This window comes from Xanthobacter versatilis (genome assembly GCF_043193975.1).
Lineage (GTDB): Bacteria > Pseudomonadota > Alphaproteobacteria > Rhizobiales > Xanthobacteraceae > Xanthobacter > Xanthobacter autotrophicus_E.
In genome coordinates, this window is record NZ_JBAFVB010000005.1 from 99,663 (window position 1) to 117,508 (window position 17,846).

At 67.3% G+C, this 17,846-nt stretch carries 18 protein-coding genes; 8 read left to right on the forward strand and 10 right to left on the reverse strand.

Annotated features, from left to right (window positions below):
• Nucleotides 1-3 precede the first annotated feature (3 nt).
• The 4 genes from V5F66_RS11790 to V5F66_RS11805 all read left to right on the forward strand — a co-directional run bounded on the left by V5F66_RS11790 (nucleotide 4) and on the right by V5F66_RS11805 (nucleotide 3,286).
• Nucleotides 4-810 (forward strand): ABC transporter permease, encoded by an 807-nt coding sequence (locus V5F66_RS11790; protein WP_012114175.1) that lies wholly within the window; start codon nucleotides 4-6, stop codon nucleotides 808-810.
• On the forward strand, nucleotides 807-1,868 hold the full coding sequence (locus V5F66_RS11795; RefSeq protein ID WP_394052291.1) for an ABC transporter ATP-binding protein: 1,062 nt from the start codon (nucleotides 807-809) through the stop codon (nucleotides 1,866-1,868). The genes V5F66_RS11790 and V5F66_RS11795 overlap by 4 nt, the downstream gene beginning before the upstream one ends.
• A 47-nt stretch (nucleotides 1,869-1,915) precedes the next feature.
• The gene (locus V5F66_RS11800) at nucleotides 1,916-2,746 is read left to right on the forward strand and encodes a phosphodiesterase (RefSeq protein WP_394052289.1); all 831 of its coding nucleotides are present in this window, start codon (nucleotides 1,916-1,918) and stop codon (nucleotides 2,744-2,746) included.
• A gap of 159 nt (nucleotides 2,747-2,905) precedes the next feature.
• Nucleotides 2,906-3,286, forward strand: a complete 381-nt coding sequence (locus V5F66_RS11805; protein ID WP_394052287.1) for a hypothetical protein — start codon at nucleotides 2,906-2,908, stop codon at nucleotides 3,284-3,286.
• Between the two features lie 383 nt (nucleotides 3,287-3,669).
• Here the strand turns inward: V5F66_RS11805 and V5F66_RS11810 are convergent, their stop codons facing one another.
• The 6 genes from V5F66_RS11810 to V5F66_RS11835 all read right to left on the reverse strand — a co-directional run bounded on the left by V5F66_RS11810 (nucleotide 3,670) and on the right by V5F66_RS11835 (nucleotide 7,577).
• A complete protein-coding gene (locus tag V5F66_RS11810) occupies nucleotides 3,670-4,437 on the reverse strand; it encodes an outer membrane protein (RefSeq protein WP_393999402.1) in 768 nt (255 codons plus the stop codon).
• Between the two features lie 309 nt (nucleotides 4,438-4,746).
• Entirely contained in the window at nucleotides 4,747-5,265 is a 519-nt protein-coding gene (locus V5F66_RS11815; protein ID WP_012114170.1) for an RNA pyrophosphohydrolase, read from the reverse strand.
• A gap of 131 nt (nucleotides 5,266-5,396) precedes the next feature.
• Nucleotides 5,397-6,026, reverse strand: a complete 630-nt coding sequence (locus tag V5F66_RS11820) for a GNAT family N-acetyltransferase (RefSeq protein WP_394007192.1) — start codon at nucleotides 6,024-6,026, stop codon at nucleotides 5,397-5,399.
• 146 nt (nucleotides 6,027-6,172) lie between these two features.
• Nucleotides 6,173-6,445: a 50S ribosomal protein L27 gene (gene rpmA, locus V5F66_RS11825; protein WP_012114168.1), complete on the reverse strand. Its 273-nt coding sequence runs from the start codon at nucleotides 6,443-6,445 to the stop codon at nucleotides 6,173-6,175.
• A gap of 21 nt (nucleotides 6,446-6,466) precedes the next feature.
• Entirely contained in the window at nucleotides 6,467-6,841 is a 375-nt protein-coding gene (gene rplU / locus V5F66_RS11830) for a 50S ribosomal protein L21 (protein WP_012114167.1), read from the reverse strand.
• A gap of 184 nt (nucleotides 6,842-7,025) precedes the next feature.
• Nucleotides 7,026-7,577, reverse strand: coding sequence for a hypothetical protein (locus tag V5F66_RS11835; protein WP_394093920.1), 552 nt, complete (start codon nucleotides 7,575-7,577; stop codon nucleotides 7,026-7,028).
• A gap of 672 nt (nucleotides 7,578-8,249) precedes the next feature.
• Between V5F66_RS11835 and V5F66_RS11840 the strand changes: the two genes are divergently transcribed.
• Both V5F66_RS11840 and V5F66_RS11845 read left to right on the forward strand, forming a co-directional pair.
• Nucleotides 8,250-9,380: a type III PLP-dependent enzyme gene (locus V5F66_RS11840; RefSeq protein ID WP_394093921.1), complete on the forward strand. Its 1,131-nt coding sequence runs from the start codon at nucleotides 8,250-8,252 to the stop codon at nucleotides 9,378-9,380.
• 262 nt (nucleotides 9,381-9,642) lie between these two features.
• Nucleotides 9,643-10,197, forward strand: coding sequence for a GNAT family N-acetyltransferase (locus tag V5F66_RS11845; protein ID WP_394093922.1), 555 nt, complete (start codon nucleotides 9,643-9,645; stop codon nucleotides 10,195-10,197).
• A 124-nt stretch (nucleotides 10,198-10,321) separates the two neighbouring features.
• On the opposite strand, the gene V5F66_RS11850 is transcribed toward V5F66_RS11845, so the two are convergent.
• The 3 genes from V5F66_RS11850 to V5F66_RS11860 form a co-directional block, all read right to left on the reverse strand.
• Nucleotides 10,322-11,752, reverse strand: coding sequence for a homospermidine synthase (locus V5F66_RS11850; RefSeq protein WP_012114163.1), 1,431 nt, complete (start codon nucleotides 11,750-11,752; stop codon nucleotides 10,322-10,324).
• Nucleotides 11,753-12,008: 256 nt separating this feature from the next.
• The gene (locus tag V5F66_RS11855) at nucleotides 12,009-13,283 is read right to left on the reverse strand and encodes an MFS transporter (protein ID WP_393999399.1); all 1,275 of its coding nucleotides are present in this window, start codon (nucleotides 13,281-13,283) and stop codon (nucleotides 12,009-12,011) included.
• Between the two features lie 108 nt (nucleotides 13,284-13,391).
• A complete protein-coding gene (locus V5F66_RS11860; protein WP_012114161.1) occupies nucleotides 13,392-14,609 on the reverse strand; it encodes a polyhydroxyalkanoate depolymerase in 1,218 nt (405 codons plus the stop codon).
• A gap of 501 nt (nucleotides 14,610-15,110) precedes the next feature.
• Between V5F66_RS11860 and V5F66_RS11865 the strand changes: the two genes are divergently transcribed.
• Together V5F66_RS11865 and V5F66_RS11870 are read left to right on the forward strand one after the other, a co-directional pair.
• A complete protein-coding gene (locus V5F66_RS11865; RefSeq protein WP_012114160.1) occupies nucleotides 15,111-15,761 on the forward strand; it encodes a glutathione S-transferase family protein in 651 nt (216 codons plus the stop codon).
• An 8-nt stretch (nucleotides 15,762-15,769) separates the two neighbouring features.
• Complete coding sequence (locus V5F66_RS11870; protein WP_394052273.1) at nucleotides 15,770-16,546, forward strand: sulfite exporter TauE/SafE family protein; 777 nt, start codon at nucleotides 15,770-15,772, stop codon at nucleotides 16,544-16,546.
• Nucleotides 16,547-16,559: 13 nt separating this feature from the next.
• Here the strand turns inward: V5F66_RS11870 and V5F66_RS11875 are convergent, their stop codons facing one another.
• Nucleotides 16,560-17,711, reverse strand: a complete 1,152-nt coding sequence (locus tag V5F66_RS11875) for a patatin-like phospholipase family protein (RefSeq protein WP_041576725.1) — start codon at nucleotides 17,709-17,711, stop codon at nucleotides 16,560-16,562.
• Nucleotides 17,712-17,846: the final 135 nt, after the last annotated feature.

Below are 17,846 nucleotides of genomic sequence, written 5' to 3' on the forward strand. Positions count from 1 at the left end.
GCCATGACCGCGTCGATGAAACCCCACCGCCTCACCTTCGCCTTCCAGCTGACGGTGACGCTTCTGGCGTGTGCCTTCCTGATGGTGCCGGCGGGCGCCTCGATCCTCGCCGGCTTCACCGCCAATTACTTTCGCGGTGTCTCCTCCGGTCTTACGCTGAAATGGATCGGCGAGGTGCTGGCGCTTTATTCCGACACCATCGCGCTCTCCATCGCCATCGCGCTGGGCACCCTCGGCGTCACCCTGCTCATCGGCGTGCCGGCGGCGTGGGCGCTGGCGCGCCGGCCGTCGCGGCTCACCCGGCTGGTGGAGGAGGTGGTGACGCTGCCCGTCGCCATCCCCGGCCTCGCGCTGGCGCTGGCGTTGATCCTGGCCTACGGCGGCATCCGCGACTTCCGCATGAGCCCGCTGTTCATCCTCACCGGGCATGTGCTCTACACCCTGCCCTTCATGCTGCGCGCGGTGATGGCGGTGCTCGCCGCCGTGGACGTGCGCACACTGGAGGAAGGTGCCGCCTCGCTCGGCGCCTCGCCGCTGCAACGCTTCTTCCAAGTGGTGGTGCCCAATGCGCGCGGCGGCATCCTCGCCGGGGCGCTGATGGTGGTGACCCTCTCCATCGGCGAGTTCAACCTCACCTGGATGCTGCACACCCCCCTCACCAAGACGCTGCCGGTGGGACTTGCCGACAGCTACGCCTCCATGCGCCTCGAAATCGCGAGCGCCTATACGCTGGTATTTTTCGTCATGATCGTGCCCCTGCTCGTCGCCCTCCAGCTGTTCGGCCGCACCGTGCAGGGTGCCGCGAAATGAACCGGGGTGCCGCCATCACCGTCTCCGGCTGCGGCAAGACCTTCGCCGACGGCACCCGCGCCCTCGCCCCCCTCGACCTCGATGTGACGGCAGGCGAGACGCTAGTGCTGCTCGGCCCCTCCGGCTGCGGCAAGACCACCCTGTTGCGCCTCATCGCCGGGCTGGAGGCCCCCGACGCGGGCGGGCAGATCCGCTTCGACGGTGCGGACGTGACCGCCCTGCCCATCGAGAAGCGCAACGTGGGCATGGTGTTCCAGTCCTATGCCCTGTTTCCCAACATGAGCGTCATCGACAATGTGGCCTACGGACTGCGGGTGCGCGGCATGGCGAAGGCAGCACGCCGCGCGCAGGCGGCCGGCGTGCTGGAGATGATGCGCATCGGCGCGCTGGCGGAGCGCCGCATCGACCAGCTCTCCGGCGGCCAGCGCCAGCGGGTGGCGCTCGCCCGGGCGCTGGCCGTGGAGCCGCGGGTGATCCTGCTGGACGAGCCGCTCACCGCGCTGGACGCCGCCCTGCGCGAGCATCTGCGCGGCGAGATCGATGCACTGCTGAAGCGCCTCGCCATCACCGCCATCTATGTCACCCACGACCAGGCCGAGGCGCTGGCGCTGGGCGACCGCATCGTGGTGATGCGCAACGGCGCCATCGCCCAGGTCGGCACCCCGCGCGATGTGTATTTCCGCCCGGCTGACGATTTCGTGGCCGATTTCGTGGGTATCACCAACCGCCTCGCGGGCACGGTGACGAACGGCCGCTTCGAGACCGCTGCCGGGTTCATACCGTTGCCGCCGGATCTTGCGTCCCCGGCGGCCGCCCCGGCCGGGCAAGGCGCGGTGCGGCTGCTGTTCCGTCCCGAGGCGGCGCGGCTCATCCCACCCCCGGAAGCCGGGCTGGTGTTCGAGGTGATGCAGGTGGAATTCCAGGGCGCCCGCCAGAAGGTCACCCTCAAGGACCCGGCCGGTGCGCGCATCCTGGTGGAGGCGCCGGCCGATGGGGTGCTGGCGCCCGGCGCCGCCGTCGGGCTTATCCTCGATCCTGCCCGAATCAGCCTCGCCTGATTTCCATTCGCCCTGTCCCGACTATCCTGCTCGTCTGATCCTGCCCCATGCTCATCGCCCAGCTCACCGACACCCACATCCGCCGCCCCGGCACCCTCGCCTACGGGGTGGTGGACACTGCGCTTTATCTGGAAGCGGCCGTCGCCCACATCCTCGCGCTGACGCCCCGGCCCGACGTGGTGATCGTCACCGGCGACCTCACGGATTTCGACGATCCGGCCGAATATGCCCGCTTCCGGGCGCTGACGGCGGCGCTGCCCATGCCGCTGTTTCCCATTCCGGGCAACCACGATTCCTCCGCCGGCCTGCTCGCCGCGTTCCCCGAGATTGCGGCACGCTGCGACGGCGGCCGGGTGAACTATGTGGTGGAGGATTTCCCGCTGCGGCTGGTGATGCTGGATTCCACCGTCTACGGCTGCCCGCATGGCCAGCTGGGGGAAGAGGGCCTCGCCTTCCTCGACCGCGCATTGGGCGCGACGCCCGGGCGGCCGGCCTTCGTCTGCGCCCATCATCCGCCGTTCCTCACCGGCATCCGGCACATGGATGTGCAGAACCTGTCCGATGCGGCGGGGCTGGAAGAGGTGTTCGGGCACTGGCCCCAGGTGCTGGGCTTCACCTGCGGCCATGTCCACCGGGCGGTGACCACCACCTTCGCCGGCATCGCCGCCACCATCGGCCCGGCCCCCGCCCACGCGGTGAGCCTCGCCCTCGATCCGCAGGCGCCGCCCACCTTCCACATGGAGCCGCCGAGCCTGTCCCTGCACCTGTTCACCGACGGCCGCGTGGTGACCCATCGCAGCTTCATCGGCGCCTATGACGGCCCGCATCCGTTCTTCGGCCCGGACGGCAAGGCCATCGGCACGCCGGAGCGCGCCTGAAATCGGTTCGACTATCGTGAAGGCGGCGCATCATGAGCGCACTTCGCAAGCGGGAAACGGCGCGATCCGCTTGGCTGAAGGCCATACCTGACGTACCGATGATGGTCGATGGCCCACTCTCAGCCCGGCAGCCCTTTGCAGAGGCTCTTCGCAGCGCTCGTGATCGCTCTGCTCGCATCGGTGTCGGGCGGGGATGCGCGCGCCGAGCCGCCTGCCCGGCCGCCGGCAAACACGGTGCCGGTCAATTCTTTCGATGACCTGTCCCGCGCTCTGTTCGCCTGCTGGGTTCCGCCGCCGGGAACGATGGGCTTCCAGATCACGCTGCGCTTCGGCCTCACAGGCAAGGGCGAGCTGCGCGGCAAGCCGCTGGCCACCTATTCGGTTCTGCCCGGCCCGCCGGACCTTCAACGGGACTTCGTGGCCGCCGCCATTCTCTCCCTGAGCAACTGCACGCCGGTGCTGATGACCGAGGCATTCGCCCGCGTCGCAGCGGCCCGGGTCCTGACCATCCGCTTCATTGCGACCGGACCGGAAACCTGAGCGCCTGCTCTTGGCCCAGCTGAAAGACCCTGGCGGCTCGCTGGAGCGCGCGACTCATGCGCGTGGCGCCACCGCCTGGTGCACGGCCTTCGCCGGAGTCCTGGCCATCCATGACCATTCACGGCCCGATGCTGACGCGACCGAGCGAGAGCATTTTCGAGCGATGTCGCCACCGGTGGGATGCAAAAACGATCGACGATGGCAAAGGCAGTCTTAATGCCGGGGACCAAGTGCCTCCGGATCATCTCTTCTTCGCGCGACCACGCGGATCTTTGGCGGACGGTTCCTCAAGAGACCCGGTCACACCACCCGTCGTGGCATGCCGATACCCGCGGCAGGTCGGCGCGTGTCGCGCAAAGCCGCCGCGGGTGCCGTCGTCGTTATCAGAAGCGATAGTTGATGCCGGCCTTCACCAGATTGACGGTCGTGTCGGCCGTCGAGGTATAAGCCGGCATATAGGTATTGGGGACGAAGTTGAAGGTCACGTCGTTGCTGCCGAGGTCGATGTAATTGTATTCGACCTTCGCGGACCAGTTGTTGAAGAAGGCCCATTCGACGCCCGCGCCCACGGTCCAGCCCCAACGGGTGTTGCTGTTGGAGGCGCTGTAGCTGAACTCCGGATATTCGTAGTCGGTGCTACCGGCGGTGTGCTTGACGTTGGCCCAAGCCGCGCCGCCCTTGGCGTAGAGCAGAACACGATCGAAGGCGACGCCGAGGCGGGCGGTGATGGTGCCGAGCGCGTCGATCTTGGACGAGCAGGGGTTGTTGCTCACGATGCAGTTCGTGGCGAGCTCGCCGGCGCGCAGGACGGAGCCCGAGCCGGAGATGTCGGCCCAGTTGGCATCGGCCTCGACGCCGAGCACGATGTTGTTGATCTGGTAGTTATAGCCGATCACGCCGCCGACGAGGCCGCCGTCGAGCGTGTAGCTCGCGTCGTTCGCGTAGGTGTTGTAAAGGTCGTGGGTGTTGCTGAAGCTGTTGTCGGCCCAGGCGTAGCCGCCCTGCGCGCCGATGTAGAAGCCGGTCCAGCTGAAGGCCGGCGCGACAGGCGCGGCCTTCACTGGCATCTTGGTGGCAAGGTCCGCCGCCTGGGCGGCGCCGACGGCGACCATCGCCGCGAGAATGGTGGTAGCGAGCAGCGACTTGCGCATGTGATCCCCCGAGCCCGGATAAAACAGGATGAGGGGGTCTTAGCGCAGTTCAGCCCCCCTGACTGTCTCCCAGCGGCAACAGGTGACCCTGCCCGGACTGTCATACCACAGACAAAAAAGTCTGGTATATTAGGACTACAATGGGACTTCTGTTCGGCCCATTCCTGAAATAAAGCCATCATTGGCGATTTTGTTTAGAAAATCGGAAGTCGTCTAATCTTTTTCTTTCGATTTCATCTCGGCATGCATCGTCTCGCCGCGTGATACTTCCGTCGCCACCATCATTCGGATGCGAAGAGCGACGCTTCGCTATCCGGAGAACGGGCGGAAGGCCTTCACCACCTCGTCATAGACCCTGCGCTTGAACGGCACGACGAGGTCCGCCACCTTGTCGAGGCTCTCCCAGCGCCAGTCCATGAATTCGGGCTTGTGGTGCCCGCCGCCCGGGCGGGTGATGTTGATCTCGGCATCGAGGCCCGTGAAGCGCAGGGCGAACCATTTCTGTGTCTGGCCGCGATACTTGCCCTTCCAGGCCTCGCCGGCGATGCGACCCGGCAGATCGTAGGACAACCACTCTCCCACCTCGGCGAGCTTCGTCACCGAGCGCATGGAAGTCTCCTCGTAGAGCTCGCGCAAGGCGGCGGCGAACGGCTCCTCACCCTTGTCGATGCCGCCCTGGGGCAGCTGCCATGAATGGGTGGCGTCCACGTGCTCCGGCCCGCCGATGCGCCGGCCGAGGAAGACCTTGCCGGCCGCATTGAACACACACAGGCCCACGCAGGGGCGGTACGGCAGGTCGTCCTGTTTCTTGTCGTGACGATTGGACATGGTCGTGATCCGAAGGAGAGTTGCTAACTCCTGATTGGCCCGCGCGGCGTCGCCGCGCAAGGCCCCATGCCTTCAGGCACCCCGCGATGACGCGGCGGTCCGTCCACGCGCCGCGCGATGGCGCGGGGCCCTCAGTGGGCCGCGCTATGGCGCGGCAGGGCGGTAGACCCCCAGGCGCGCAGCGAGGCCCAGATGCGCCGGTCGAGCTGGAAGCGGTCCACGGGCACGGAGGCGCCCAGCGCCTTCACCCGGGTGAGGCCGACGCCCGACCATTGGAAGCCGCACTTCTCCAGCACCCGGCGCGAGGCCGGATTGACCACGCGGGCCGAGCCGATGAGGAGCTGGAGATCGGTCTCGGAAAACGCATAGTCGATCACGGCGCGCACCGCCTCGGTGGCGATCCCGCGGCACCAGAAGGGCTCGCCGATCCAGTAGCCGATCTCCGGGGCGGGTTCGGGCGGGCGGCGGCCGAAGCTCACCATGCCGGCGAAGGTCAGGGCGCCCTCGCCTTTCAGGAACAAGGCGAAGGTGGCCGCGTCCGGAACGGCGGCCAGCGTCTCGACGAAGGCATGGGCGTCGGAGCGCTTGTAGGGGAAGGGCAGGTTCGCGGTCATTTCCGCGATCTTGCGATTGTTGGCGAGCTCCGCGACGGCGGCAACGTCCTCGAGGCGCGGCGCGCGGAGCACGAGCCGGTCGGTTTCGAGGACGGGGATACAGTTCTCCGCGAGCGGCGCTCCGGACGGCGTCTCACACAGGGTCATGGCAAGCTCCTCAAGGCCAGACAAACGAAAACCGGGGAGAGGTGTCCCGTCTCCCCGGTTCGTGTCTGAGCTTTGAGGTTCGGCCTGCTCAGGCGCCCACCGGGTCGACGTGACCGGCGGGAACCTGCATTCTCAGGTCTCGCCGTTTATTCAGCCGCCTCAGCGGCAAGGGGAAGCACCGATACGTAGGTGCGGTCGTTGGCTTTGGTCTGGAAGGTGACTTTGCCTTCCACCAGGGCGAAGAGGGTATGGTCCTTGCCCATGCCCACGTTCGTGCCGGGATGCCACTTGGTGCCGCGCTGGCGCACGATGATGTTGCCCGGAATCACGTCCTGACCGCCGAAGCGCTTCACGCCAAGACGGCGACCGTCGGAATCACGACCGTTGCGAGACGAGCCGCCTGCCTTTTTATGAGCCATTGTTGCTCTCCTCGTTCGCTATCAGGCGTCGGCAGCGGCTTCGGGAGCCGGCGCGCGCTTGGACTTGGGTTCAGCCTTGACGGTCTCGCCGAGGCCCGAGATCTCGGTGATGCGCACGACGGTGAGGTCGGCGCGGAAGCCCCGCTTGCGGCGCGAATTCTGCCGGCGGCGCTTCTTGAAGGCAATCACCTTGTCGCCGCGGGTCTGCTCGACCACTTCGCCGGTGACGGTGGCGCCATCCACGTGGGGCGCGCCGATGGCGACGGTGGCGCCGCCCAGCATCAACACCGGGAAGGTGAAGACCGAGCCGACCTCGGCATCGAGGTGGTCGATCGTAATTTCGTCGGCGGCGGCAACGCGATACTGCTTGCCGTTTGCCTTGATGACCGCGAACATCTTGTCTCGCTTTCGTGTTCCGCCGAGCCTCGAAGGGCTGGCTTCTTCCGGTCGGGAATGGGAATGCGGGCACAAGGGCCCACGCGAAGTGGGTCCGATACACTACCGGCGCCTTAAAAGTCAACGTCGCGGTCGCATCTGCGCCCCCAGTTGCGCAGGAATGGCGCGGCCTCGGGGCGGGCGTTCAGCGGGTCTGCAGCACCAGATCGATGAGACGCGGCAGGAATTGGGCGAAATCGGCCTGGGCATCGGCCAGGTCATCGGCATCGCTCACCACGCTGAACGAGGCGTCCGGACCAATGAGCAGGGCGTCGATGGCGGCGGTCTGCACACCGTCGGTCCATGTCACGTCCCGGCGCAGGGTCAGCACCCGCACCCCTTCCACCGCGCGTTCGGCGAACCCGCTCGCCTTCGCCTCGCTGACGCGGCCCTGGGAACTGGCAGGCGCCTCTCGGGAGAGACGCTGGTGGTGGGCCTCGAACTGCGCCATCTCAAGCACGGGCCGATGGGGCTGCCGCCTGTAGCTCACGCGCGCATTGGCGGGGCAGCCCCGACTGACGCATTCATAGGCGACAATGCCGTTGGAATATGCGGTGCGCTGCCAGCCCTCGAATGCGAGAACGTAGGCCTGCTGCGCCATCGCCGGAGCCGCAGATGCAAGGACCACCGGAGCCAGGGGAAGGGCGACCAGCACGGCGGCCGCTGGGGAGAGGGAGAAGATACGCTGGAGACACATGGAATCGTCCTGCCGAAGACCGTTCGATGGGCCGAGGCCCCGGTTTCTCCCGCTGGTCTGGAGTACCTCCGGCAGCTTAGCTTCACCTCCAGGCTTCCACCCCTTGCTGCGTCAAAATCCGCGCTGCAAAAATCATCAAATTGTCACTTGCATGGGCGGGTCGAATCCACTAAATCCGCTTTGCCCAAATTCGCACGTGCCTGTGGTCGCGTGTCGGTCGGTAGGATCTCCGGACAAGAGGCCGGAAAGCTGCCAGGACGACCGATAGCCGGAGGGAACCGGCCCACCCCGCTCCTCATGCGGGGGACGTGACTTGAAGCAACGACGTAAGGGCTTTTTTGGTCTCGGTCACCCCTCCAAAGGGCGACGTTACTGAAGAGGCACTACATCTTGCCGGCCGTGCGGAGCGGGAATCCCTCTCCAATCGTGCGCAGTTGTCTCGCCCTCGCCTGGCTCATTGCCTGGTGGGCGGTTCATCTGCCGTTCGGTCCGATGATGCGGCCGGGATAGAGCCCCGGCGAAGCGGGTACGGCCCGCAGCCGCCCGGCGTGTCCACAGCGCCGGGCGGCTGCTTGCGCGTGCCCCGGCCGAGCCCAGCGCGGGTTCGTCCGTCCCTGTCGTCGCGCGGAATTCTCCGTGCTTCACGAGGCTTCAGGTCACGGGGAGGACACCATGACCGATCGCATCCGCGAATTCCTGCGTACCCGACGAGAGGATGGCCCCTGCGTGGTGGTGGACCTCGACGTGGTCCGTACCAATTACCAGGCCTTCGCCCGCGCCCTGCCGGACACCCGCGTCTATTACGCGGTGAAGGCCAACCCCGACGCCGCGATCCTGCAGGCGCTGGAAGAGCTGGGCTCGTCGTTCGATTGCGCCTCCGTGGGCGAAATCGAGATGGTGCTCGCCACCGGCGCCGGCGCCGAGCGCATCTCGTTTGGCAACACCATCAAGAAGGAGCGCGACATCGAGCGCGCCTTCCGCCTTGGCGTGCGCCTGTTCGCGGTGGACTCTTACGAGGAGGCGGAGAAGATCGCCCGCGTGGCGCCCCACGCCAGGGTGTTCTGCCGCATCCTGTGCGACGGCGCCGGCGCCGAATGGCCCCTGTCGCGCAAGTTCGGCTGCGAGCCGGAGATGGCCGCGGACGTGCTGGAGCACGCCCATCGCCTGGGTCTTGCCGCCTATGGCGTGTCCTTCCATGTGGGCTCGCAGCAGAAGAACGTGCACGCTTGGGACGGCGCGCTCGCCTCGGCGGCGCAGATCTTCCGGGCCTGCGCGGAGCGGGGCATCTCGCTCTCCATGGTCAACCTGGGCGGCGGGTTTCCCACCCGCTACCTGCAGGAAGTGCCGGGCGCGCAGTCCTATGGCGAGGCGATCTTCTCCTCCCTGCGCAAGCACTTCGGCAACCAGGTCCCGGAAACCATCATGGAGCCGGGCCGCGGCATGGTGGGCAACGCCGGCCTCATCGAGGCCGAGGTGGTGCTGATCTCGAAGAAGTCCGAGGCCGACGCCATGCGCTGGGTGTACCTGGACATCGGCAAGTTCGGCGGTCTCGCCGAGACCATGGACGAGGCGATCCGCTACCCGCTGCGCACCCCGCGCGACGGCGACGACACCGCCCCCTGCGTGCTCGCCGGCCCGACCTGCGATTCGGCCGACGTGATGTATGAGAAGACCCCGGTCGAGCTGCCGCTGTCGCTCTCCATCGGCGACAAGGTGATCATCGAGGCCTGCGGCGCCTACACCACCACCTATTCGGCGGTGGCGTTCAATGGCTTCCCGCCGCTGAAGTCCTACGTGATCTGAGCACCTGATTAAGGCCGCGTCTCAGGCCCTGCGATCGAAAGGGGACAGCGCGTCGAGGAACCGGACCCGAGAGGTCCGGTCTTTGGCGCCTCCTGCCCCCGCACGATCCCCACCGCGCGCCGGACCTGTTGGTCCGCCTCGGTGGCAATGAGGAGGGGGTTTCCCCTCGTCTTCCGCACCGTCCCGAAAGGCCATGGCCGATCGCGCCTCCCGCGCGGCGGGACGGATGTCTTCGCCTCTCACGTTGGCACAGGAGCTGCTGATGACTGAGATCGTGCTGGAAAACGTGGAAGATGTGGCCCCGCGCGAGGCCCTGCTGGACCTGTGCCTGGGCGCCGAGCGCTTTTCCAAGTCGTCCGAGCGCCTGCGGGAAGGCCGCCTGCCGGCCCAGGGCCTCGCCTTCGCCGCTCGTGGTCCGGACGGTCGTCTCGTCGGTACGGTGCGGTTGTGGAACGTCGCCGCCGGTCCCGGCAAGTCGGCGCTGCTGCTCGGCCCCCTGGCGGTGCACCCCTGGTTCCAGGCCCATGGCCTCGGCGCCAGCCTCATGCGCGCGGCGCTGGATGCCGCGCGCGCGAAGGGACATGGCGCGGTGATCCTGGTGGGCGATGCAGCCTATTACGAGCGCTTCGGCTTCTCGGCGCAGAAGACCGGCGCGCTCTGGATGCCCGGCCCCTATGCGCGCCACCGCCTGCTGGCGGTGGAGCTGGAAACGGGCGCCCTCGATGGCGCCCACGGCCTCATCAGCCCCACCGGCGCGCGCGCGACCCAGCCGTCGCTGGCCGAGCTTCTCGCCGTGGAGATGCGCAAGTCGGCATAGGACGAAGGCCCTGCCTTCGGTCCCGCCTGCACCGTAGCCAGATGCAGAAAAGCCCCGGCCAAGGCCGGGGCTTTTTCATTTTGGACACCAGTGCGCGTCCGGGCGGCGACTGCCGCCCATCCCCTCAGCGCACGATGACGTTCTTGAACTGCCAGGGGTCCTCAAGGTCCAGGTCCTCGGGGAACAGTTTCTGGCGGCCGGTGAGGGGCGTCCAGTCCGTGTAGGTGCCGATCACCGGACCAAGATAGGGCAGTTGCACCTCAAGGCAGCGGCGGAAGTCCATCTCGTCGGCTTCCACGATGCCCGCGTTGGGGTTCTCCAGCGCCCACACCATGCCGGCGAGCACGGCAGAGGTCACCTGCAGGCCGGTGGCGTTCTGGTAGGGCGCAAGCTCGCGCGTCTGCTCGATGGAGAGCTGGGAGCCGAACCAGTAAGCGTTCTTGGCGTGGCCGTAGAGGAGCACGCCCAGTTCGTCGATGCCGTCCACGATCTCATGCTCGTCGAGGATCTTCCACTTCTCCTGGAAGTGGCCGCCATTGCCGAACATCTCGTGCAGCGACAGCACCGCGTCGTTCGCCGGGTGGTAGGCATAGTGACAGGTGGGCCGGTAGAGCACGGTGTCGCCGTCGCGCACCGTCAGGTAGTCGGCGATGGAGATGCTCTCGTTGTGGGTGACGAGGAAGCCGTACTGGGCCTTCGGCGTCGGGGTCCAGGAGCGCACGCGGGTGGCGGCACCGGGCGAGAGCAGGTAAATGGCTGCGCCGCAGCCGGCCTCGTGGGTGCGCCCGTCCGGCGGCAGGGACTTCTCATGGGTGCCCCAGCCGAGCTCCGCAGGCTGGAGGCCTTCGGAGACAAAGCCTTCCACCGACCAGGTGTTCCAGAACTCGCCCATCACCTTGGGCTCACGGGCGCGCTGGGTGTCGCGCTCGGCGATATGGATGCCCTTCACCCCGAGCGCGCGGGCGAGCTGCGCCCATTCCTCGCGGTTCGCCGGCTCGGGCCGGTCGAGGCCGGTGTCGGCGGCGATGTTGAGCAGCGCCTGCTTCACGAACCAGGACACCATGCCCGGGTTGGCGCCGCAGGTGGACACCGCCGTGGTGCCGCCGGGATTGCGCCGGCGCGCGGCCAGCAGGCTCTCGCGCAGGGCGTAGTTGGTGCGCGCGGCGTTATCCATGGTCTCGTCGAAATAGAAGCCCTTCCAGGGCTCGATGACGGTGTCCACGTAAAGCGCGCCGATCTCGCGGGTGAGTTCCATCACCGCCACGGACGACACGTCCACCGAGAGATTCACGCAGAAGCCCTGGCCGCCGCCGTTGGTGAGGAGCGGGGTGAGCAGTTCGCGGTAATTCTCGGCGGTGACTTCGGACTGGATGAAGCGGATGCCCCGGGCGTCGAGCAGCGTCTTGTGGTCCGCTACCGGGTCGATGACCACCATGCGGGAGAGATCGAAATCGAAGTGGCGCTCGATCAGCGGCAGGGTGCCGCGGCCGATGGAACCGAACCCGATCATCACGATGGGGCCGTCGATCTTCGCGTGGACCGGCCAGTCGCTCATGGCGCTACACTCCTCGTCGGGGGGCGGCGCCTCCCGTCACGGGAACCGGGCGCCGCTCGATCACAGATTCCCGGGACGCACGACGGCCGGGCGGAAACCGCTTCGTCGGCGCAGCGTCGGGGGCAAGGACCCGCGACGGATGCGCGGGCGGCGGCACCATGGGAAAAGCGCGCCCGCGCGTCAACCGAAGAGGCGCGCGGAAGCCGGCAAACCAAATGAGGACGCTCGCTCCCGGCCGCTCTGGCGCCGCATCGGCTCAGGCGGATTTGGCCTGCGCGGGATGGGCCCGCGCCGGGCGGGCGGGCATATGGTCCACCTTCAGCAGGCCGGGGAAGAGGCGCATCCACAGCAGGGCCACAAGGATGGTGCCGACGCCACCCGCCACCCCCGCACCCACCGCGCCGAGCAGCGCGGCGGCCATGCCCGATTCGAACTCGCCGAGCTGGTTGGAGGTGCCGATGAACAGCGAGTTCACCGCGCTCACCCGTCCGCGCATGGCATCGGGGGTGGAGAGCTGCACCAGCGAGGAGCGGATGACCACGCTCACATTGTCCGCAGCCCCCAGCACGAACAGGGCACCCAACGACAGAAGGAAGCTGCTGGAAAGGGAGAACACCACGGTGGCGAGGCCGAACACCGCCACGGCGGCGAACATCTTGTGCCCCACCTTGTGCGACAGCGGCACGCGGGCGAGCACCACCGACATGAGCACGGCGCCCACCGCCGGGGCCGCGCGCAGGGCGCCGAGGCCTTGTGCGCCCACGTGCAGGATATCGCTGGCAAAGATGGGCAACAGCGCCGTGACACCGCCCAGCAGCACCGCGAACAGGTCGAGGGAGATGGAGCCGAGCACCACCTTGTGCCCGCGGATGAAGGCAAGGCCCTCGAGCAGGGTCGCGAGGGTCATTCCGCCGCGCTGCACCGGGGCGTGCACATGGCGCACCGCCATCATGGCAAGGGCCGCGGCAGCATAGCACAGGGCGGCGCCCGCCAGCGGCACGGTGGGACCGAGGGCATAGGCGAAGCCGCCCACGGCCGGGCCGGCGATGGTGGCCATCTGCATGGCGGAAGAGGACACGGCCAGCGCCCGGGGCAACACCTCGCCGGGCACGAGGCGGGGCAATAGCGCCGCCATGGTGGGATGCTCGAAGGCGCGGCAGGCGCCGAGCATCACCACCGCGCCGTAAATGGCGGCAAGGCCGACCACCCCCTCGCCAAGCCCCAGGGCCAGCAGGGCGAGAGTCACGGCGGCGACGGACTGGCCGATGAAGACGATGCGGCGCCGGTCGAACACGTCGGCGGCATGGCCGGCAATCAGGCTCAGGAACAGCAGGGGCAGGAACTGGGCAAGGCCCACCAGTCCCAGCGCCACCGCGCTGCCGGTGAGGGCATAGACCAGCCAGCCCACTGCCACGCCCAGCATCTGGAAGGCGAGGGCGGAAGCGACGCGGCTGATCCAGAACAGCAGAAAGGCCGGGTGATCCCGCAGCCGTTCGGAAGGGGATGGGGTCGGGGCAGAAGCTTGGGACACGGGGCAGATCTCCGAGCCAAGGCGGCCGGCTCTGGTCCGGCCTGCCCTGGCCCGTCAGGCGATGTCGGTGGAACGCGGCCGGGGCAGGCGCCCCGGACCGTTAGAGGATCAGTCGCTGGACAGGATGTGGTTGCGCACGATCGGGTAGACCTGCCCGGCCCATTTGCGGCCGGAGAAGACGCCATAATGGCCGACGCCGGCCTGCATGTGATGGCGCTTCTTGTGGGGCCGCAGGCCCGAGCAGATGTCCTGCGCCGCCATGGTCTGGCCGATGGAGCAGATGTCGTCCCGCTCGCCTTCTACCGTCAAAAGGGCCGTCTTGCGGATGGCCTTGAAGTCGATGGGCTGGCCACGATAGGTGAGCTCGCCCTTGGGCAGCCGGTATTCCTGGAACACGTACCGCACCGTTTCCAGGTAGAACTCGGCGTCGAGGTCCAGCACCGCGAAATATTCGTCGTAGAAGGACTTGGTGGCCTCAGCCTTCTCGTGATCACCCTCGGCGAGGGCGTTATAAAGGTCGAGGTGGGCCTTGACGTGCCGGCTCACGTTCATGCTGACGAACGCAGTGAGCTGCACGAAGCCCGGATAGACCTTGCGGCCCGAGCCGGGAAACCCCTTCGGCACCGTGGCGATCAGGTTCTTCTCGAACCAGGAAATGGGCTTGGAGGTGGCGAGCTCGTTCACCTTGGTGGGGTTGACCCGGCAGTCGATGGGGCCAGCCATGAGCGTCATGGAGGCCGGCGCGGCCGGATTCTTGTCCTGCGCCATCACCGCCGCCGCCACCAGCGCCTGGACGCACGGCTGGCACACGGCCACGAGGTGAGAGCCCGGCCCCATGATCTCCAGGAACTTGATGACGTGCTCGACATAGTCGTCGAAGGCGAACCGGCCGGCCGACAACGGCACGTCACGGGCATTGTGCCAGTCCGTGATGTACACATCGTGGTCCGGCAGCATCGTCTTCACTGTGTTGACGAGCAGCGTGGCGAAATGGCCGGAGAGGGGCGCCACCACCAGCACGCGGGGCTGGGCGATGTCCACGTCCTTCTTGAAGCGCAGCAGGGTGCCGAAGGGCAGCACCGCCGCCTTCTCCTCGGTGACCTGGACCTCGCGGTTGCCCACCTCCACCGTGCGGAGGCCGAAGTCGGGGCGCCCGTGGCTAAGCCCGGTGCGCTCCACAAGTTCGTAGGCAGCGGCGAGATGGCGCAGGCCTGCATGGCCGTAACCATTGATCAGAGGACCCGTGAGGGTCTGGCGCGCGAGCCCCGCCAGGAAGCGGATGGGCCCCATCAAGTCGGACTGGGTTTGATACGCCTGATACATCATGGCTGCCCGTGCCGCTGCGACCGGCGGCTGTGCCCCGGAGAGACTGACCTGAATATCATTTGCAGCATGACGCTGAAAGGTCCTTCTATTCCCCGTCTGCCGACGCCCCCATGGACGGCGGAACCATTCTGTTTAAGTTATTGCCGCAGGGCCTGCTTTCCGCTTTGCAGCAAGCCTGAACGGATGTACCTGTTACACGAATATTGAAGCGGCGCGTGGTGCAATGCAACACGCTTCCACGCGAGGAGCGCCTGAACCGGAGCCATTCGTGTCGAAATCGGCCTGATCAGTCGATCCGCCTGCGAATGGATGCTGGACTTCAGACCCCGATCGGCCCTTGCGCCGGACCGGTTCGTGCCCTCGCGGTGTCACTTTCGTGCTGTTACCGTGCGCCTTCGGCGTTGCGGGCCACGGTGACACTCAGGTCACGGGATCGAGCATCAAGTTCGGGCATCCAGGTCGAATATCCGAAGGCGCAGGACAGGCAGACGAGCATCCAGCATGGCGACACTCACCATCTCCAGCAAGAATTACTCCTCCTGGTCCCTGCGCGGGTGGCTTCTGTGCAAGATGGCCGGCCTGTCCTTCGAGGAGGAGCGCGTACCCCTCGACGACCCGGACATGAAGGCGGAGCTGCTGCTGCTGTCCCCCTCCTTCCTCGTGCCGCGCCTGGTGCACGAAGACGTGACCGTGTGGGACACCCTCGCCATCGCCGCCTTCCTCAACGAGGTCTTCCCGCAGGCCGGGCTCCTGCCGGCCGATCGCGCGGTGCGGGCGCACTGCCTCTCCATCTCGGGGGAGATGCATTCGGGCTTCGCCAACATGCGCTCGGCCCTGCCCATGAACATCAAGGCCCATTATCCGGGCTTCAAGGTGTGGGCCGGGGCGCAGGCGGATATCGAGCGCATCGTCGCCATCTGGCGCGGCTGCCTCACCGCCCACGGCGGCCCCTTCCTCATGGGTGCGGCGCCGACGCTGGCGGACGCCATGTACGCCCCGGTCTGCTCGCGCTTCACCACCTATGACGTGAAGCTGGATGCCGAGTGCGACGCCTACCGCGCCCGCATCATGGCCCTGCCCCTGATGCAGGAATGGATCAGCGGCGCGCAGAACGAGCCCGAGGAACTGGAAGAACTCGGCGCCGAATTCTGATCGCCGCGATGCTGGCATCCGCCGCCGGTCTGCCCATTGGCGTACTCGCGGCGGGCTTCGCAGTGCTGGTTCTGGCCGGCATGGTGAAGGGGCTCATCGGCATGGGCCTGCCCACGGTGGGCATCGGGCTGCTGAGCCTGTTCCTCACCCCCGCCGAGGCGGCGGCCGTGCTGATCCTGCCGGCCACCGTCACCAATCTCTGGCAATATTTCACCGGGCCGAACGTGGCCGGCACGGCCCGGCGCTTCGGCGCCATGATGGTCACGGTGGTGCTGGGCACCCTCGCGGGCGGGCTGCTGCTCGGAGGCCTCGCCTCCCCGGCCGCCGTGCCGGCGCTGGGGGCGACCCTGCTGCTCTACGGTGCCCTCGGCCTCAGCGCCATTCCGCTGCGCCTGCCCGTGGGCACCGAACGCTGGCTGTCGCCCCTCATGGGTGTGCTGACCGGTCTCGTAACCGGCACCACCGGGGTCTCGGTGATGCCGTCGGCACCCTATCTCCAGGCGCTGGGCCTCAACCGGGACGACCTGGTGCAGGCCCTCGGCCTCACCTTTACCGTCTCCACATTCGCGCTTGCCGCGGTGCTCGCAAGTCCCGGAGAGGGCGGCGCGGTGCTGACCGACCCCAAGGTGGCGCTGGCCTCGGTGGCGGCGCTTGCGCCCGCCTTCCTCGGCATGGAACTGGGCCGGCGGATCCGCCTCGCGGTCTCGCCGCTGGTGTTCCGCCGGGTCTTCTTCGCCGGCCTCGCCTTGCTCGGCGCCTACATGCTGGCGCGCGGGTTCCGCTGAACCACCCCCCCCCTCACTCGGAGAGGCGGTGGATGTCGTGCACCACGATGCCGATGGTGTCGTCCGGCTTCTTCAGCCAGTCGCCCCGGCGCAGGGTCTTCACCGTGTCCTCGTAGCCGGTCTGCCAGTGGTCGCGCATGGAGGTGGTGGAGAATTCATAGTCCTTGAATTCCCGCTCGTAGGTCTTTTCCTGATAGATCAGGTGGCAGATGTTGACCGGGCCGGAGGCGCTGTAATCCTCGATCAGGGCGAGGTCGTCTTCCGTGCGCAGTTGCTCGGGAATGCGCTGGAGCGCGTCATAGAGCTTCTGGCGCAGATCCTGGACCCGGCGGAACACATCGGTGGTGTAGCGGGTGCGGCTGGAATAGCCGATGTCCTTCTGCCGCTCGCTGACATCGAACATGTCGCGCGGCAGTGGCCCGCGAGCGCTGAACAGGTCCACCTGGAACACCAGCGCGCTGGGATGGTCCGGCTGGTCCAGCAGGAACTGGAGCGGCGTGTTGGAGACGACGCCGCCGTCCCAATAATACTCGCCGTCGATCTTCACCGCCGGGAAGCCGGGAGGCAGCGCGCCCGAGGCCATCACATGCTCCGGCGCGATGGTGTGTATCTTGTTGTCGAAATAGAGGAAGTTTCCGGTACGCACGTTCACCGCACCGACCGAGAACCGCTTCTCGCCGGAATTGATGCGGTCGAAGTCCACCAGCTTCAGCAGCGTCTCGCGCAAGGGCGCGGTGTCGTAGAAGGAGGTGGCGCCGGTCGCCCCCGCAGGCACCAGCCACGGATTGGGGAAACGCGGCTGGAAGAAGCCGGGCTGGCCCTGCAGGATGGTCCGGGCGGCGCTGAACTGGTTGCGCCACTGGCGGAAGATGTCCCCCTCCAGATTGAAGGGGATGATCCGCTGCGAGGTGATGGTCTCCCAGAACTCCCGCAGCTTGGCCACCCGGTCCGCCGGCGCGTTTCCGGCGATGATGGCCGAATTGATGGCCCCGATGGACACGCCCGAGATCCAGTTGGGGTCGCAGCCCACCTCGTGCAGCGCCTCGTACACCCCGGCCTGGTAGGCGCCAAGCGCCCCGCCGCCCTGGAACACCAGGGCGACGCGCTTGTACTCGCTGATGGTGTCACACAGATCGGGGGGCAGGTGATTGGCGTGTGCGGTCATGAATTCTGCCTCTCGCATTCCGGCGGAGCGTTCCGTGGTGTCGAACAGCGGCGCGCCGCGCCACCCGTTCCGCCGGATCATGTTCCGGTCAGATCAGCCTGACCGGCCCTCGTCGCATGGTTCACCGCGTCTTCG

Bases quoted from the DNA above. Each gene is read 5' to 3' on its own strand.
- V5F66_RS11790 (WP_012114175.1), top strand. From the start codon at position 4: ATGACCGCGTCGATGAAACCCCACCGCCTCACCTTCGCCTTCCAGCTG.
- V5F66_RS11795 (WP_394052291.1), top strand. From the start codon at position 807: ATGAACCGGGGTGCCGCCATCACCGTCTCCGGCTGCGGCAAGACCTTC.
- V5F66_RS11800 (WP_394052289.1), top strand. From the start codon at position 1,916: ATGCTCATCGCCCAGCTCACCGACACCCACATCCGCCGCCCCGGCACC.
- V5F66_RS11810 (WP_393999402.1), bottom strand. From the start codon at position 4,437: ATGCGCAAGTCGCTGCTCGCTACCACCATTCTCGCGGCGATGGTCGCC.
- V5F66_RS11815 (WP_012114170.1), bottom strand. From the start codon at position 5,265: ATGTCCAATCGTCACGACAAGAAACAGGACGACCTGCCGTACCGCCCC.
- V5F66_RS11820 (WP_394007192.1), bottom strand. From the start codon at position 6,026: ATGACCCTGTGTGAGACGCCGTCCGGAGCGCCGCTCGCGGAGAACTGT.
- rpmA (WP_012114168.1), bottom strand. From the start codon at position 6,445: ATGGCTCATAAAAAGGCAGGCGGCTCGTCTCGCAACGGTCGTGATTCC.
- rplU (WP_012114167.1), bottom strand. From the start codon at position 6,841: ATGTTCGCGGTCATCAAGGCAAACGGCAAGCAGTATCGCGTTGCCGCC.
- V5F66_RS11835 (WP_394093920.1), bottom strand. From the start codon at position 7,577: ATGTGTCTCCAGCGTATCTTCTCCCTCTCCCCAGCGGCCGCCGTGCTG.
- V5F66_RS11840 (WP_394093921.1), top strand. From the start codon at position 8,250: ATGACCGATCGCATCCGCGAATTCCTGCGTACCCGACGAGAGGATGGC.
- V5F66_RS11845 (WP_394093922.1), top strand. From the start codon at position 9,643: ATGACTGAGATCGTGCTGGAAAACGTGGAAGATGTGGCCCCGCGCGAG.
- V5F66_RS11850 (WP_012114163.1), bottom strand. From the start codon at position 11,752: ATGAGCGACTGGCCGGTCCACGCGAAGATCGACGGCCCCATCGTGATG.
- V5F66_RS11860 (WP_012114161.1), bottom strand. From the start codon at position 14,609: ATGATGTATCAGGCGTATCAAACCCAGTCCGACTTGATGGGGCCCATC.
- V5F66_RS11865 (WP_012114160.1), top strand. From the start codon at position 15,111: ATGGCGACACTCACCATCTCCAGCAAGAATTACTCCTCCTGGTCCCTG.
- V5F66_RS11870 (WP_394052273.1), top strand. From the start codon at position 15,770: ATGCTGGCATCCGCCGCCGGTCTGCCCATTGGCGTACTCGCGGCGGGC.
- V5F66_RS11875 (WP_041576725.1), bottom strand. From the start codon at position 17,711: ATGACCGCACACGCCAATCACCTGCCCCCCGATCTGTGTGACACCATC.